We start from the raw sequence: 15,737 nt of genomic DNA on the forward strand, positions 1-15,737 counted from the left end.
ATCAATACCTCTGGTGTTGGTTATACCAAAGTCTTATTGATAATCTTATACACAAACGCAATGGCGTTAAAGAATTTTTTACAATAATTTTACATTTGGTCATGTTTTGTAATTATTTGCTGATCTATGACCACTTTCTAGTCAACAGGACTGACTTTTAAAGCTATTGGCAGAGCATCTTAGTGGGCTATATACGTAAACTCTGATTAACCTGCCGCTGAGTGGACCTCGTAAGGTTTTGATAATTGGTGGTCATGTTTATGACCCAAATATGAAGCTCACAGCAATTTGGATGTTTAAAAGAGATAAAAAGTTGATAAGTTAGTGGCTTGAGACTTTCGAGCTTTCATCATGGGTGATGAAAGATGAAAGATGAAAGATGAAAGATGAAAGAAAATGAAGGGGAGGCTGAAACTGACTTATGAAAATGTTGCTATTGATTTTATCGCGTATGTTGATTTTGTTGTGTATAGCTCGCCGGACTACTTATTTAAATACTATCCCGATAGGAAGACAAAAAGCTCTTTATAAGAGCTTTTGTGTCACTGCTTTCTGATGATCAATAAACGTGTTGTTTAAACATTCCCATTAATCAAATCATCGATTTTCTGGACTTGTAACTGCATTGATTGACACATCTACGTGATGGGCGCCTCTGAACGACTTAGGCTTTTACTCGATTTATGAAAAAGCTTAAGTGCCAATAACGATCCCCATAGTAGAACCTGTCCCCATAACAGCGTCCATTGAGGTGCTATTTCTTGCCAAGATGCACCCATCTGATTAAGCGCTAAGAAACCTTGGATTGCAGGTGTGCTCGGGAATAACTGTGATAGTAGTACTAACCACTCAGGCATCATCTCAACTGGCCAAATAAAGCCTGAAGAGAAAATGAGTGGCATTGAGCTAATTAACACTACGACCGTGACTAATTCTCTTCTTGGAACCAACTCACCGATAAGAATCCCGACTAAACAACTGGCCAATAAGAAGGGCAGTAGTAAGGTCAAAATTTGTGTCATTGAGGCGAGCAAATTTATCCCATACATCGAAAAGCTTGCACCGAAGTAATACATCGATAACAAGTAATAGATGCCGATTAATGTACAACAACGAGCAAGTATCAGTTTCGCCGAAGAGATCTTACTCCAATAGCCAAACGTTGATTGCGCGTTTTGGGTTGCACCAACTAAACCTGAAGCCATGGCTAAGGTTTGTTGCAGGATCAACACAAAAACAGCAGGAACCACGTAATCAATGTATCCCATGCGACTATTGAAGGTTGGTTTTAGGTTTAAGCTAAATGCACTGTAGCCTTTGGCAGCGGATTCTAAAGGCACACCTTCGACTAACAAGTGACTAACCTTAACTTGCGCAGCTAACGTGCCTCCTGCCTTAGCTAGGCCTTCAACAATTGTCCCGTAGACCAAGAAGTAAGATGCGTCACCAGCATAAGAAAGCGTCGGGCTTTTACCGAGCAGCAAGTCTTTATAGAAGTCTTCTGGAATGACGAGAAATCCGCCAATCTCCTGATTAAGTACGGCTTGTTTAGCATCGGCGATAGAGGAATCTCGACGTACCAATTCGATCTGAGAGGTGGCATCTACCATACGTTCTAATTGGTAGCTGCTTTGGCTCTTATCCAGATTCACAACGGACGCTTTAAGCTGTTGAGGTACTTGGTTTGCGTAAGGCAATGGATATAAGAATGAATAAAATACCACGCCGCCGAATACGGTGAGCAATACAACAGGGTTGCGAAGTACCGCTAACAGTTCTTGTTTCAGCAGTTGAGTAAAGTTCATTGTTTTACTCCTCGTTGCTCTGCTTGTTTTGACGATATATATCGTGGTGATTGCGCCAAGTGTTTCTTAATCAACAACATCACCACGAAAGCAGGGACTGCGTACCACAACATTGAGGAGAGGCTGATTAAAGATTGTGCCGCGCTCACGCCATAACTAGACTGTGCCGTTTGTACTTCTATGTAATGGCTGACTGGCAGTAAGCTTCTCCAAATTTGAGCTGCCGTGTTCATGTCTGTCACTGGAAAGGTAATGCCCATGAACGCGAAACTCGGTGCAGTAAAGGCACCTACGAAACTCATCGCCCTTGCAGGATCAAGTGTTAAGAAGAAAAACAAACAACCCATGATGATACAACTGATCACTGTCAGTATTTGGGCAATGGTCAATGCTACAAAGCTGCCATTAAATGGCCAGTCTAAGAGAGCATAGAACCAAAAGCTAAACGCGATACCAAACATTAAAAATAAGACAGCATAAGGTATTAATGTTGAGGTTAGCGACTTCATAGGTGCGTTGGATAACCAAGCTTGAAGGCCACGTGCTCTAACGTTCGCCGTTAAAACTAATATCGTGCCGACCACAACCATGATCTGCCACAGTGCAGGAATAACTGCAGACACCAAGAACTGAGCATAACTGCTGTTCTTGTTAAACAGTGGCGTGATCTGGCTTTGCACTGTTACTGCTTGGCCTAATGCTGATTGGACTGTGGTATCACCGAGTGACAGTTGTTTAACCACTTCAAGTTGAGCGTTAAACGTACCTTGAGCTTGTAGCAGAGCCGAGTTCACTAATTTGCCGATCAAGATAAATTGGCTGTTGTAGAACACGGATACCTGCGGGTTTAAACCTAGGTAAATATCTCGGTCAAAGTGTTTAGGTATTACAACATAGCCGTAGATATCACGTTCGATCATCGCTTTTGCCGCTTCACTCGCTGAGCTGTATTTCTGAGTGACTTGCAGTGTTGGTGAAGCATCAACGAGGCGCGTGAACTGCTGTGAAATTTGGCTGTGTTCAAGATCAACAACAGCCACCGGTAAATCACGAGCGATACCTTGTGCAAATATAAGCCAAATGCTTGCAGCAAGAAGTAAAGGAATCCAAGTTAGGCAAGACAACAACCATTTATCTTTACGAACAATAGCCCATTGCCTTAGTAATGGGCTCGTCACTTTGTGATGCTCAGTTGATTGCGAGCCTGTAGATCGGAAGTTAGCAGACATAGGTCACCTAAAGCTCAACCACAAGGCTCATACCCATTCGTAGTGTCTCGCCGGTATCGACAGGCTGCGCTTCTACTTCAAAAGTTCGTAAGTCGAAACCTTGTGCTGCATCTGTTGAACGCCAAGTCGCGAAATCACCCATTACGGCGATGTGTGTGACTTGGAAAGTTAGTGACTTATCCAAAGCCGGTAGGTATGCCTCAAACTGGCTGCCTTTCTCGAAATGCTTAAGCATATCTTCACGCACATTGAGTACTGCCCATGCATCGTTGGTGTCGATAACAGTCACAACAGGGAAACCTTGTGGTGCTAGCTCACCGCTGCTCAATAGAACTTGAGATACTTCACCATTAAACCAACTGTGGATCTGTGTGTCTTTTGCGTACGCTTCAACTTCTGCTACTGCACCCGCCGCCATTAATGCTTTTTGAGCAGCAGCCACCTTAGTCTCGTCACGAACACCTTCTTGCGCTAATTGGTACATTTGGAATGCGGCACTTTCAGTGTATTTTGCGGCTTGCCATTGTGTTTTGGCTTCATCACGTTTTTGTTCTGCGACAACGCCATCGTTGTAAAGGTTGTTTACACGTTGGTACGTTTTGTCCATCAGATCAGCTGCAGCCTTGGCTTTCAGCCATTGATCTTTGGCTGCTTGGATCTGTTGAGTACGCGCGCCATTCTCTGCTTCTTGTGCTAATGCACCAGCGGCTTTCTGACCGGCTTTTGCTTGCTCTAGCTTCGCGTCAATCTCAGGGCTAAGAAGAGAAAAGATCAATTCGCCTTTTTCAACTGAGTCACCTTTACGCACGAATATTTCATCAATTCTGCCAGGTACTTTCGATGAGATACTGTATTGCTGCGCATCGATTTGGCCTTGAAGCTTAACAGGCTGAGGTTGATAAGCTTGGTAAAAACTGTATCCGACCCAGCCAATGACGCCGATACCAACTAAAGATAGAAGAAGGGGCTTAATAGGTTTCATGAATTATCCTTTTGACTGGCTATCGGTGTCTGTTCTTGAATCGAAATCAGACGAAACAGAAGAAGTTAAGTAACTTGAGTAAGCATTCATTTCGCTGGTTAGCGCCAACAGCTTATTAAGAGAGATGAGGTATTTGAATCTCGCAGCAGATTGCTGTGTTTTAATGCTGGCAAGGTATAACTCAGCATCAACCACTTCTAATGAGTTAGAAAGCCCTTGAGTGAACGCCTTTTTACGGAGCGATAGGTTTTCTTGCGCTAACGACAAGCTAGAGTTGAGGCCTTGAACCTCTTCAATTGCTTGGTTTGCTTCCAGATAGGTTTTTTGTACTAACACGGTTAAGTCTTGCTTAGCTTGTGATTTAAGGAATTGAACCTGAGAAACAGCACTGTGAGCTGCTGCGACTTTATCTGAACGGCCAGAGGTATCAATCAGCGGTACATTGACACCAATGCCAACTAACCAATCAGGTTTCATTTCACTCGCGAGAGAATCGTCTTCATAAAGGCTGTAATCACCGTAAAGATAAACTTCTGGGTAGTATTTACCTTTTTCTGCTTTGATTAAGCTGCTTGCTTGTTTCTCTTTTGCATCAAGGATCTTAAGGCCGGGGTAGGTCATGAGTGTTTGATCAATGAACACATCCATATGAGGGAGGTTCTTATTGATAAACAGTTGCTCTGAAGGTTCAACACTTTGGCTTTGGCCAAGTATTTGAGTTAACGCTAACTGAGCAATTTTAAGATCGTTTTGAGCTTTAGTCCGCTCGACAACCGCTTTGTCTAGTGAAGCATCCGCCTGCAAGCGTTCTACTCGTGCGATTTGTCCTTGTTGTTCAAGTTTGATGGCGAAATCACGATGTTGAGTTAGGCCCGCTTCAACCGCTTGACGCGTTTTCACGACGTCTTCCGCTAAGATCACCGAGAAGTAATACTTACTTAAATCTTCGTAGCGAGCTTGTTTCTCCATCAATAGTTGACTTTGCGCTTCTTCGCTTTTACCTTCTGCCGCATTTTGCGCAGCGGTAATTCGACCACCTGTAAAGATAGGCCACACCGCACGAATGGAAGAGCTGAAGATATCTTGTTCGGTAATGGTGGAGGTTACACCGCCAAGTAGGCCAGCAAATTCGGGTGGTATTGGAAATGGCAGTCCACTCAAGCTATCTGAAAACTGCTCACCATTGATGGTTACGTCACTATTAAGGTGCGTGTAGTTAGCCCCCAAGGTGATCGAAGGCAGATTAAGGCTACTTGTTGAGTTCTGAAGGTGTTGATAACGTTCAACGTTAGCTTGTTGAGCCGCAAGAGAGTTGTTGTTCTCTTGGAGTATTTGCCACGCTTCAGTAAAAGAGAGTGGGGCTGCGTAGCTTGGCGAACTGATAGTACCGATAAGAATACTGGCAATTGCAAGGCATCGGAATTTCGGTTTAGTCATCTGAACTCATTTACCAATTTAGAGTATTAACTCTAATGTTAACAGGGCGATCATCATTTGTCTTGAACAGATTGTCTCTATATACACGTTCTTTTTATAAACAGATTCTTTCTATAAACCGAAAACGCCGACTAAATCACGAGCTCTTAGAAATTAGAAGCGAATCATTATAGAGAGACAGCTACCGCTATAGAGAGACAAATATACACAGATAGTTTCACATTAGCACATCAGCAAAAATTAATACCATTCGTTAACTTGGTGTGGATAAGGTTAAGTGTATGGTCCCAAAGACAAATAATACGAAAAGAGCACGGCAAAGCGTGCTCTTTACATTCAGTATAGAGGTATTTGTTACAAAATGAAGCGGTCTATTTAAAGCTTGGACAATGGTGGTCGGCACGCCACACTAGTTGTCTTGAACCTTGCATAGTTTGCAGTAAATCTCTGCCTGACATTTGCGGGAAAGCTAACAACACTTTTAAGTCGAGTGGGGATGTCTCGTCTTTCTCATAGGCTCTGACATGAGTAAAAGTAGATTGTAAGTTATTAAACAGCATCGCCTTAGTCAGGCAAATTCCAAAATTATCGCGTTTCATTGTCTGGTTTCCTTTTCAACAATGTTTATACGTTATGTTTTTTATCCTATGCCTGTTGGACAGTGCTATTGGGCGACACACCCTGCTTACCAGTGCTTAATCGTGGTCAACTGATTTTTATCAGCTCCCTGTGTTGTCATGCCAGTCAGCTGTATGCTTAAGTCTCTATATGTTTAGATATCTATAGATGATCCAGTTCGTTCAGCATACGTCGAGGCGAGCAAGCAACTTATTATTATTTGCACGTCCAGTGAGTAAATAATTGTTGCTCTTTTGTTAACCGAATTTCGATTGAGATAGCAGTCTTTAAAAGGCGACGGATAGCTTGGCAACAATAAATTTCTTCATATGCAACTATTGTAATTGTATTTGTTTTGAACAACCTAAAAAACACCTAAAACCTTAGTGATCTAGCTCAATATTTATTCGTTTATTTGCCTTTTTAAGCTAATCAGTTCTAAAAATGAGCAGTTTTTTGAGCGGTATAACGTAAAGGAATATCAATTAATAATCGGGTCAATTATTTAGTTGAGTAACAGTCACAAATTCGTATAGGTGAAAAGGTCATTTGATTAACTTGGTGTTAACATTAATCGTTAGCATTAGGGACGATTTTATATGAAATGGAGTAGTATCAGCTTCAGAAAAAGGTTGCTGATTATCATGACGGTCACTGGCCTCGTTGAACTGTTGATACTTTCAGCTGCGGGTTTTTCGTATATCAAACAATCTCAAGAACAAGAGATGGGTTTGAAAGCACTCGGTGTTGCTGAATTTCTGTCTGAATCGCCACTTGTCTCCAGTATTCTCCAAGATAAACAGTCTTTAGGTCCTGATGGCGCTCCTTATTCTCTGTCTCAAGAAACCCAAGTTAAATTTCGAAACCTTACCCAACTTATTGGCGCGGCCTTTATTGTTGTAGGCGACGAAAAAGGCATTCGCTTGGTTCATCCTTATGACGACAGGCTCGGTAAACCAATGCGCGGTGGCGACAATCAAAGGGCGCTCGCACTAGGTGAATCTTATGTCTCGACGGCTAAAGGTTCGCTTGGTTTTTCTGTTCGTGGTAAGTCGGCGGTTAAGGATCAGCAAGGCGCGGTCATAGGTGTGGTTTCAGTTGGTTATCTATTGGATTCTTTGCAAGATCGAATTGAACCTTACTTGGCCTTTTTGATTGTAATGGCGTTGCTGGTGGTTGCAGTTAATGCTGTGATCTCAAGCTACGTATCTCGTCGTTTTCAACGTTCTATTTTGGGGTTTGAACCTGAAGAAATTGGTCGATTGTACGTTGAACTTGATGTGACCATGAGTACAGTGAAAGAGGGCATCTTAAGTATCGATAAGAACGGTATTTTACGTTCTATAAACAAAAGTGCCTGCGATATTTTGTCTATAGATAGGGACTCAGCACTCAATCAACAGCGCCTTTCTGATGTGTTGGCGGGCAGTGACTTAGAACACCTGTTATCAACCGGCGACACGGACCATGATGTCGAGCTGTACCTCAATAATAAGCGAATTATTGCAAACCGAAGTCCGATTGTTGTTGCTGGTGAAGTGGTTGGAGCGGTTTCTAGTTTCCGTTTAAGGGATGAAATTAATGACTTAACAGACCAATTGTCTCAAACCAAAGAGTACGCCGACCTATTGCGTTCTCAAACACACGAACATCAGAACAAGCTCAACACGATCAGTGGCTTGATTCAGATGGGAGAGTTGGAATCGGTTCAGCAATTGATTGGTCAAGAAACGGCGCACTATCAAAGCCTCATCGAGTTCTTAAGAGAAACGGTGAAGGATCCGCTGATTGCCGGCATGTTGTTAGGTAAAACTGAGCGAGCGCGTGAGATTGGCCTGGAGTTGAAAGTTGAAGAAGGCTCAAGATTAGAAGCGCTACCAAGTCGACTAAACGCCGATGACGTTGTCACTATTCTCGGTAACCTCATTGATAACGCTTTTGATGCCACCATGATGGCGATTAAACAAGAAGGGCAAATAACACCAGTTCGCCGGGTAATCGTTGTATCGATCAGTGATTTTGGTAATGAAATCATTGTTGAAGTAGAAGATAAAGGATGTGGTTTGCCAAAGCATTTGGCGACTGATGCACTAACCGAAAAAGGTGTATCAAGCAAAGCCAAGCAGAACCGAGGTGTCGGTTTGTATCTTATTAAGCAGCTTGCTGACCGCTATCAAGGGCAGCTAGAAATGATTGATAATCCCGATTTTGGGTCACGCATGACGGTGTATTTGCCGAAAGAAGAACAATAATAATTGAGTACGAAGCGATCGAGTGAAGAGCAACGTGACAGGAATACAATGGTTAAAGGAAGAACATAAATGAAGGCAATCACGAGAGTCATGGTCATTGAAGATGATATTGCGATTGCAGAGTTGCACCATCGTTATTTAGAACAGATGGGGGGCTTTGATGTGATCGGTATAGCGACCACACAATCTGAAGCGTTAATGCAATTGGATATTTTAAAGCCCGATCTAGTGCTTCTGGATGTGTATTTACCTGATGGGTGCGGGCTCGATATTCTAAATTACGTGCGTGGCAGCAACCAAGGTTGTGATGTGATCTTAATTACAGCCGCTCGTGACGTCGATACATTGCAACAAGCAATGCGCGGCGGAGTGGTTGACTATCTGCTTAAGCCAGTGATGTTTCCTCGCTTAGAAGCCGCGCTGAAAAAGTACCAATCACAACAGCAAGAGTTTGAAAGTGTATCGGATCTTAACCAAGGTTTGGTGGATAAGATGTTGCAAGCTAATGCCAAAGCGGACTCAGGAAAAGTATCAACCCTACCCAAGGGTATTGATGGTGTTACATTGGATAAGATTAGAGCAATTTTCCAACAAACTGATGCTGTTAACATCACTGCTGACGAGGCCGGTGAACGAATTGGTGCAAGCCGAACCACAGCCAGACGTTACTTAGAGTTTTTGATTACGACGGGTGAGTTAGTCGCTGACCTAAATTATGGGACAGTTGGTCGCCCAGAACGCTGCTACAACAAAGCTAGAAGATAGATTTAGCGACAACAAGTCACAAAGACAAACGCGATGCTGTCAAATAAATATAAAGCCAGTTGAATAGGCTGGTTTTGCCTTTCTCTCCATTTCCTATTATCCACTCCACAGACCAGATGCCATTCTTTCTTGACTACAATGTTTGAGAATGCCGATTTACGGCTATCTCAGGCTTTGTGAGCCCGGGTGTTGAATAGAATTCGTTCGAAATGAGTCAATATTTAATCGATTGCCTTCACAGTGGTTGATGTAAATCAAATACTCATAGACAATACTGACCCGAATAGAGGTGATAGCATTCACCCTCGTTTACCAAACGCATTCTCAAGTGTAATAGGCTCTCGCTATTGATGTAATAGTTAAGACCTATTATCAATTTTCGTATGTCGCTGATACCTTTGGCGAATACTAAAAACCTTGTTTTTATAGGAAAGATGATGGTAATACCTGAAAACAGCAGCATCGTTATTTTTGGTGCGTCGGGAGATCTGACTTACCGTAAGTTAATTCCTGCTTTGTACCACCTGTATGCTAGCAATCAACTACCAGAATCCTTTGCGATTCTTGGAGTGAGCCGTACTGAGTACAGCGATGAGTCTTACCGTGAGAAGCTGAAGAAGTCTCTTCAGGAAATGGAAAAAACTGAGCCAGAGACGCTGAATGCATTTATTGAACATCTGCATTACCAAGCGATCAACACTTCAGATGTAGACGACTACGCTCGTTTAGCACAACGTCTAGACAAGCTTGAGCAAGACTACCAATTCGAAAACCATAACACATTGTTCTACTTGGCAACCCCACCAAGCCTGTACGGTGTGATTCCAGCAAACCTTGCTGCGCATGGCCTGAACGATGAAAAGAACGGCTGGCGTCGCCTGATCATCGAGAAACCATTTGGTTACGACTTAGCATCAGCTCAAGCATTGGATGAAGAGATCCATCATCACTTCCAAGAACACCAGATCTACCGTATCGACCATTACCTTGGTAAAGAGACGGTACAAAACCTTCTAGTGCTTCGTTTCTCAAACGCGATGTTTGAACCACTGTGGAACCGTAACTTTATTGAATACGTTGAAATCACAGGTGCTGAGTTCCTTGGCGTTGAAGAGCGTGGCGGATACTACGACGGTTCTGGCGCAGTTCGTGACATGTTCCAAAACCACCTGCTACAAGTGCTAGCAATGGTTGGTATGGAGCCACCAGCTCAAATTAATGCTGATTCTATTCGTGACGAAGTGGTTAAAGTTCTTCAGTGTCTCAAACCGCTAGAAGAAGACGACCTGCGTAAAGATTTAGTGCTAGGTCAATACACAGCGTCAGACGTTCGCGGCCAGCAGTTGCTTGGTTACCGTGAAGAGCCGGGTGTTGCGGATGACTCTCGTACTGAGACGTACATTGGTCTTAAAGCACACATCAACAACTGGCGTTGGAATGGTGTTCCTTTCTACGTACGTACTGGTAAACGCTTGCCGACACGTGTGACTGAAATCGTGATTCACTTTAAGAACACACCACACCCAGTATTTGGTCAAGATGCACCAGAGAATAAGCTGATTATCCGTATTCAACCGGATGAAGGTATTCAAATGAGCTTTGGTTTGAAAGAGCCAGGTGCAGGCTTCAAAGCTAAAGAAGTGAAAATGAACTTCTCTTACTCTGACTTGCCTGAAACTCAGATGCTAACAGCTTATGAGCGTCTTCTTCTTGATGCACTGAACGGTGATGCGACTCTGTTCGCACGTACTGATGCAGTAGAAGCATGTTGGAAGTACGTTCAACCAATCTTAGACTTCAAGCAAGACCCTCAAGCACTGTTTGGCTATGCTTGTGGTACTTGGGGCCCACAAGAAGCCGATGAGCTTCTGCAACGTGATGGCCGCGCATGGCGCTTCCCATGCAAGAACTTAACAGACACGGATTACTGCGAACTATGATCAATCACAAGATCTTTGCAACGCCTGAACTGGTCGTTGAAAACCTAGCAAACGAAATGAAAGCTTACAGCGAGCTGGGTAAACCTGTTCACATTTCACTGTCGGGTGGTAGCACGCCAAAAATGCTTTTCAAGCTTTTAGCTGAAGCACCGTACGCAGAAGGCATTCAATGGAATAACCTTCATTTTTGGTGGGGCGATGAACGTTGCGTGGCACCAGATGACGCTGAAAGCAACTTCGGCGAAGCGAATGCGCTGCTTTTCTCAAACGTGAACGTTCCGGCAGAGAACATCCACCGCATCCGTGGTGAAGATGAGCCTAAAGCAGAAGCTGAGCGTTTCGCAAAAGAGATGGCAGACGTGATTCCAACTGAAAACGGCACGCCTGTATTCGATTGGATTCTGCTAGGTGTTGGCGCAGACGGCCACACAGCTTCATTATTCCCGGGTGTAACTGACTACCAAGATGAGAACCTATCTGTATTAGCTTCTCACCCAGAGTCGGGTCAGATCCGTATTTCTAAAACAGCGAAAGTTTTAGAAGCAGCAAAACGAATCAGCTACCTAGTGCTTGGCGCAGGTAAAGTCGAGATCGTTAAAGAAATTCATACAACTCCTGCTTCAGAACTGCCTTACCCGGCAGCGAAAATCCAGTCTAAAACTGGCGAAACAGAGTGGTTCCTAGATTCAAATGCAGCAAGTGCTATCGCATAAGTGCGAATAGCCGCAAGGAGATATAAATAATGAAAGGTGATATCGGTGTAATTGGCCTAGCAGTAATGGGTCAGAACCTTATCCTAAACATGAACGACCACGGCTTCAAAGTTGTGGCTCACAACCGTACTGCTGCGAAAGTAGACGAGTTCCTAGAAGGCCCAGCTAAAGGTACTAACATTGTTGGTGCATACTCTCTAGAAGAGCTAGTTGAGAAGCTAGAAGCGCCACGTAAAGTGATGCTTATGGTTCGTGCTGGTGACGTTGTAGACACGTTCATCGACAAGCTTGTACCACTTCTAGACAAAGGCGACATCATCATTGATGGTGGTAACACTAACTTCCCAGACACTAACCGTCGTGTTGCTGCTCTTCGCGAGAAAGGCATCCACTTCATCGGTACGGGTGTTTCTGGTGGTGAAGAAGGCGCTCGTTTCGGTCCTTCTATCATGCCAGGCGGTTCTCCTGAAGCTTGGGAAGCGGTTAAGCCTATCTTCCAAGGTATCTCTGCGAAAACTGACGCAGGTGAGCCTTGCTGTGATTGGGTTGGTAACGACGGTGCTGGTCACTTCGTTAAGATGGTTCACAATGGCATTGAATACGGTGACATGCAGCTTATCACTGAAGCATACCAGTTCATGAAAGATGGCCTAGGTATGAACCACGACGAAATGCAGGCTGTATTTGCTGACTGGAACAAAACTGAGCTAGATAGCTACCTAGTAGAAATCACTGCTGACATCCTTGGCTACAAAGATGAAGACGGTGAAGCACTAGTTGAGAAGATCCTAGACACTGCTGGCCAAAAAGGTACGGGCAAATGGACAGGCATCAATGCACTAGACATGGGTATCCCACTGACTCTAATCACTGAGTCTGTATTCTCTCGTTGCCTATCTGCACTTAAAGATCAACGTGTTGAAGCTGAGAAACTGTTCGGCAAGACAGTTGCTCCAGTTGAAGGCGATAAGCAAGAGTGGGTTGATGCAATCCGTCAGGCTCTACTGGCTTCTAAGATCATCTCTTACGCTCAAGGTTTCATGCTAATGCGTGAAGCGTCGAACGAAAACGGCTGGGATTTAAACTACGGTAACGTTGCACTTATGTGGCGTGGCGGTTGTATCATCCGTTCTGCATTCCTAGGCAACATTCGTGATGCTTATGAAGCGAACCCAGAGATCGCATTCCTAGGTTCAGATGCATACTTCAAAGGCATCCTAGACAACTGCATGGGCGCTTGGCGTAAAGTTGCAGCTAAGTCTATGGAATCAGGCATCCCAATGCCATGTATGACTTCTGCACTAACGTTCCTAGACGGCTACACAACAGCTCGTCTTCCAGCGAACCTTCTACAAGCTCAACGTGACTACTTCGGTGCTCACACTTACGAGCGTACTGACCGTCCACGTGGTGAATTCTTCCACACAAACTGGACTGGTACAGGCGGCGACACTGCTTCTACAACTTACGACGTATAATCGTTAGTTAGAATCAGTAGAGAACAAATTTGTTCTTTCAGCTGCAAACTAGAAAACAAAAGGATGCCTCAGTGGCATCCTTTTTTGTTGGTTTGCGTATTTTTAGATGGTCACTTCAAACACACAACTAATTATCGCTTAGGCGGTCATGATATGTGGTTGTACATCGTCGTTGTATTGATCTCGAATGGACATAAAGCTGTCTAGGTTTTGTTTAGGCGCTTCAACCCACTCTGGGTCAAACATTCAACCAGTGTTTGCTTCTATATAGGCCATCACCTCATTCAGTGACCAAGCGTGTTTATAGGCTCTTTTACTCATTAACGCATCGAATACGTCTGCCAGTTAATAGCGTATGCGCTATTGCTTAACTAAAGTGCTGTTAATGATGATCTGGACGTTAAATAACCATTTTGAAATTAAATGAAAAGATAAATAGGATAACGCACATGCTTTATGCCATCATAAAGACATAAACAAGGGCAATGGAAATAATGCCCAAATGATTGAGCTAGAAGCGGTCAGTGATGACGGTGTTCTAGAGTATATTCAAGGCCGTGAGCTGCCTTGAAAAAGGTAATGTTATGACTGAAGAAGAAAGAATCGAACTGCAACAAAACAACCCTCTACATGGCTTAAAGCTTGAAACCATGATTACTGAGTTAGTCGATCACTATGGTTGGGAAATTTTGGATGCAGCAATGCGCATGAACTGCTTTAATACTAAACCAACGGTAGCAAGTGCGGTTAAATACCTGAAGAAGACAGAATGGGCTCGTGAGAAGGTTGAAAACTTCTACCTTTACCGTTTTAAGCGTATGCCTAAAGCTTCAGATATTGAGTATCAGATGCCACCACGCTCACGCACGTTCCGTCACGGGTTAGAACCTCGTGAACCAATGGAGTTGACGGTTGAGTCTATCCACGCTTCTCAAGCTAAAGCTGCATCTGCATTTAAAGAACGCCGAGGCGGTAACGGTCGTAACTTTCGCCGTTAGCAAGAGCCGTCTTTAAAAAATGGCATTGTTAGCCGCCGTTAGATAAGGCGTAGATAATTAATGCGCCTAATTAGACAAGCGAAAAACACAAAAGGAGCCTAAGCGCTCCTTTTTAATACGTATAACTATTAAATCCGTCTAAAGCTTATTGTTCTTGAGCCTTAAGCTTCGCGGTGCTTTCTTTGATTCTTCCAAAGGTCAACGACATAGACAATGGCGCTGATCAGTAAGAATAGCGCTGACACAGAAAACAGAGCGGGCATCTTTAGGATCCACGCGAATGTGGCAGCAAGAAAAGCGACAAAGCAAATGAGTCGACTTGATGACATGACATGACCGAGTTTAATGTTCATAACGCCTCCTAATGAAGTCTCACTTTCGACAGGAGAATTATCCCATGTCTATTGGAATAAAGGCTAAAAAACAGTCTAAATTGTTATCAAATTTACTAATTGACAAACTCGCCTCACACATTTTAGCTTGGCTATTTTATAGGGCGTAAAATAACCAATTGAGGGGATTTGTCACTTCTTCATGCTTAACGATTTACGTTGTGTTTTGCTAACGAAAGGCGTGATTACTGTACGAAGTAATTTGAATAAAAGCTAGTTGATATAAAACCTAGTTAGCATAGAAGAAGTAAGCGGTGATCAAAAAGCTAGCGATGATCACAGTAGTACGGACATACTGTTGTGGGATACGACGAGAGATTTTAGCTGAATAGTAACCACCGACCAATGTCCCAAATAAGACAGCTATGCCTGATGGCCAATCAATCGAACCATTCACGATAAAGAACACGATTGCCGCGAGTGACGCGCATGCCGACACCAACAGTTTGATGCCATTCATCACATTGATATTGGTATATCCAGCCAGTGCCAAGTAACTCAATGTCACAATGCCTAATCCTGCATTAAAATAACCACCATAAACACACACGATAAGTAACATCAAAGCAGAAAATAATGCTCCAGCGCTGTTGGCGTGTTTGTGTTTAGCTGTGAGTTTCTTAAGCCATTGATTAAGTGTTCCACCGAAAGTAAAAAGAAGTGCTGCAAAAAGCAGTAACCAAGGAACGGATTGAGTAAACAATGCTTCTGGTGTGTGTAGCAATAAAAACGCACCGATACCCCCACCAACTACACACAAAGTGATGACGATCTTGAGCTGCTTAGTACCTGATTTAATCTCGTGTCTAAGTGCATATGCACCACTAATGTAGCCCGCACATGAGGCAAAGGTGTTGGTCGCATTAGCGGCTATCGGAGGGACACCAGCGAATAACAGAGCTGGAAATGTGATGAAACTGCCGCCACCAGCGATGGAGTTAAGTACACCACCGCTAACACCTGCTGTAAATAAGATGAGCCAATCCAAAAGCAAAGACCAATCGAGTTGCATTATAATTTCGTTCCTTCTAGTTATTTTGTAACGGAATTGTGACTAGACTATCACTAAGTATTTATTTTGTTTATTAAATATATGATCTTTCATAGAAGACGTTTCGTTTGATGAGA

At 43.5% G+C, this 15,737-nt stretch carries 14 protein-coding genes; 6 read left to right on the plus strand and 8 right to left on the minus strand.

The window, feature by feature from the left end:
- Positions 1-638 precede the first annotated feature (638 nt).
- The 5 genes from OCW38_RS06640 to OCW38_RS06660 form a co-directional block, all read right to left on the minus strand.
- Entirely contained in the window at positions 639-1,805 is a 1,167-nt protein-coding gene (locus OCW38_RS06640) for an ABC transporter permease (protein WP_261895514.1), read from the minus strand.
- Positions 1,802-3,034: an ABC transporter permease gene (locus tag OCW38_RS06645; RefSeq protein WP_261895516.1), complete on the minus strand. Its 1,233-nt coding sequence runs from the start codon at positions 3,032-3,034 to the stop codon at positions 1,802-1,804. Before OCW38_RS06645 ends, OCW38_RS06640 begins: the two co-directional genes overlap by 4 nt.
- 7 nt (positions 3,035-3,041) lie before the next feature.
- Entirely contained in the window at positions 3,042-4,016 is a 975-nt protein-coding gene (locus tag OCW38_RS06650; protein ID WP_010438489.1) for an HlyD family secretion protein, read from the minus strand.
- A 3-nt stretch (positions 4,017-4,019) separates the two neighbouring features.
- The gene (locus OCW38_RS06655; protein ID WP_261895519.1) at positions 4,020-5,453 is read right to left on the minus strand and encodes a TolC family protein; all 1,434 of its coding nucleotides are present in this window, start codon (positions 5,451-5,453) and stop codon (positions 4,020-4,022) included.
- Positions 5,454-5,824: 371 nt separating this feature from the next.
- On the minus strand, positions 5,825-6,052 hold the full coding sequence (locus tag OCW38_RS06660) for a hypothetical protein (protein ID WP_010438494.1): 228 nt from the start codon (positions 6,050-6,052) through the stop codon (positions 5,825-5,827).
- A 618-nt stretch (positions 6,053-6,670) separates the two neighbouring features.
- On the opposite strand from OCW38_RS06660, the gene OCW38_RS06665 reads away from it, so the two are divergent.
- From OCW38_RS06665 to gnd, 5 genes are all read left to right on the plus strand, one after another.
- Positions 6,671-8,323, plus strand: a complete 1,653-nt coding sequence (locus OCW38_RS06665) for a sensor histidine kinase (RefSeq protein WP_065099548.1) — start codon at positions 6,671-6,673, stop codon at positions 8,321-8,323.
- Positions 8,324-8,392: 69 nt separating this feature from the next.
- The gene (locus tag OCW38_RS06670) at positions 8,393-9,088 is read left to right on the plus strand and encodes a response regulator (protein ID WP_010438500.1); all 696 of its coding nucleotides are present in this window, start codon (positions 8,393-8,395) and stop codon (positions 9,086-9,088) included.
- A 437-nt stretch (positions 9,089-9,525) separates the two neighbouring features.
- Complete coding sequence (zwf, locus tag OCW38_RS06675; RefSeq protein ID WP_010438503.1) at positions 9,526-11,028, plus strand: glucose-6-phosphate dehydrogenase; 1,503 nt, start codon at positions 9,526-9,528, stop codon at positions 11,026-11,028.
- The gene (gene pgl, locus OCW38_RS06680) at positions 11,025-11,741 is read left to right on the plus strand and encodes a 6-phosphogluconolactonase (RefSeq protein WP_016768676.1); all 717 of its coding nucleotides are present in this window, start codon (positions 11,025-11,027) and stop codon (positions 11,739-11,741) included. The genes zwf and pgl overlap by 4 nt, the downstream gene beginning before the upstream one ends.
- Positions 11,742-11,770: 29 nt before the next feature.
- Entirely contained in the window at positions 11,771-13,219 is a 1,449-nt protein-coding gene (gene gnd, locus OCW38_RS06685; RefSeq protein WP_004733587.1) for a decarboxylating NADP(+)-dependent phosphogluconate dehydrogenase, read from the plus strand.
- 138 nt (positions 13,220-13,357) lie between these two features.
- On the opposite strand, the gene OCW38_RS06690 is transcribed toward gnd, so the two are convergent.
- Complete coding sequence (locus OCW38_RS06690; protein WP_016791272.1) at positions 13,358-13,465, minus strand: hypothetical protein; 108 nt, start codon at positions 13,463-13,465, stop codon at positions 13,358-13,360.
- A gap of 338 nt (positions 13,466-13,803) precedes the next feature.
- Between OCW38_RS06690 and OCW38_RS06695 the strand changes: the two genes are divergently transcribed.
- The gene (locus OCW38_RS06695) at positions 13,804-14,217 is read left to right on the plus strand and encodes a VF530 family protein (protein WP_010438513.1); all 414 of its coding nucleotides are present in this window, start codon (positions 13,804-13,806) and stop codon (positions 14,215-14,217) included.
- A 161-nt stretch (positions 14,218-14,378) separates the two neighbouring features.
- Here OCW38_RS06695 and OCW38_RS06700 read toward each other — a convergent pair whose 3' ends face one another.
- Positions 14,379-14,570 carry a hypothetical protein gene (locus tag OCW38_RS06700; RefSeq protein WP_010438515.1) on the minus strand — a complete coding sequence of 64 codons (192 nt, stop codon included), beginning with the start codon at positions 14,568-14,570 and terminating at the stop codon, positions 14,379-14,381.
- Between the two features lie 268 nt (positions 14,571-14,838).
- On the minus strand, positions 14,839-15,621 hold the full coding sequence (locus OCW38_RS06705) for a sulfite exporter TauE/SafE family protein (protein WP_016783923.1): 783 nt from the start codon (positions 15,619-15,621) through the stop codon (positions 14,839-14,841).
- Positions 15,622-15,737: the final 116 nt, after the last annotated feature.

It is taken from the genome of Vibrio cyclitrophicus (assembly GCF_024347435.1).
GTDB classification, from domain to species: domain Bacteria; phylum Pseudomonadota; class Gammaproteobacteria; order Enterobacterales; family Vibrionaceae; genus Vibrio; species Vibrio cyclitrophicus.

Coding starts and splice junctions, on each gene's coding strand:
- OCW38_RS06640 (WP_261895514.1), bottom strand. CDS start 1,805: ATGAACTTTACTCAACTGCTGAAACAAGAACTGTTAGCGGTACTTCGC.
- OCW38_RS06690 (WP_016791272.1), bottom strand. CDS start 13,465: ATGTTTGACCCAGAGTGGGTTGAAGCGCCTAAACAAAACCTAGACAGC.
- OCW38_RS06700 (WP_010438515.1), bottom strand. CDS start 14,570: ATGAACATTAAACTCGGTCATGTCATGTCATCAAGTCGACTCATTTGC.
- zwf (WP_010438503.1), top strand. CDS start 9,526: ATGGTAATACCTGAAAACAGCAGCATCGTTATTTTTGGTGCGTCGGGA.
- gnd (WP_004733587.1), top strand. CDS start 11,771: ATGAAAGGTGATATCGGTGTAATTGGCCTAGCAGTAATGGGTCAGAAC.
- OCW38_RS06660 (WP_010438494.1), bottom strand. CDS start 6,052: ATGAAACGCGATAATTTTGGAATTTGCCTGACTAAGGCGATGCTGTTT.
- pgl (WP_016768676.1), top strand. CDS start 11,025: ATGATCAATCACAAGATCTTTGCAACGCCTGAACTGGTCGTTGAAAAC.
- OCW38_RS06650 (WP_010438489.1), bottom strand. CDS start 4,016: ATGAAACCTATTAAGCCCCTTCTTCTATCTTTAGTTGGTATCGGCGTC.
- OCW38_RS06670 (WP_010438500.1), top strand. CDS start 8,393: ATGAAGGCAATCACGAGAGTCATGGTCATTGAAGATGATATTGCGATT.
- OCW38_RS06695 (WP_010438513.1), top strand. CDS start 13,804: ATGACTGAAGAAGAAAGAATCGAACTGCAACAAAACAACCCTCTACAT.
- OCW38_RS06705 (WP_016783923.1), bottom strand. CDS start 15,621: ATGCAACTCGATTGGTCTTTGCTTTTGGATTGGCTCATCTTATTTACA.
- OCW38_RS06655 (WP_261895519.1), bottom strand. CDS start 5,453: ATGACTAAACCGAAATTCCGATGCCTTGCAATTGCCAGTATTCTTATC.
- OCW38_RS06645 (WP_261895516.1), bottom strand. CDS start 3,034: ATGTCTGCTAACTTCCGATCTACAGGCTCGCAATCAACTGAGCATCAC.
- OCW38_RS06665 (WP_065099548.1), top strand. CDS start 6,671: ATGAAATGGAGTAGTATCAGCTTCAGAAAAAGGTTGCTGATTATCATG.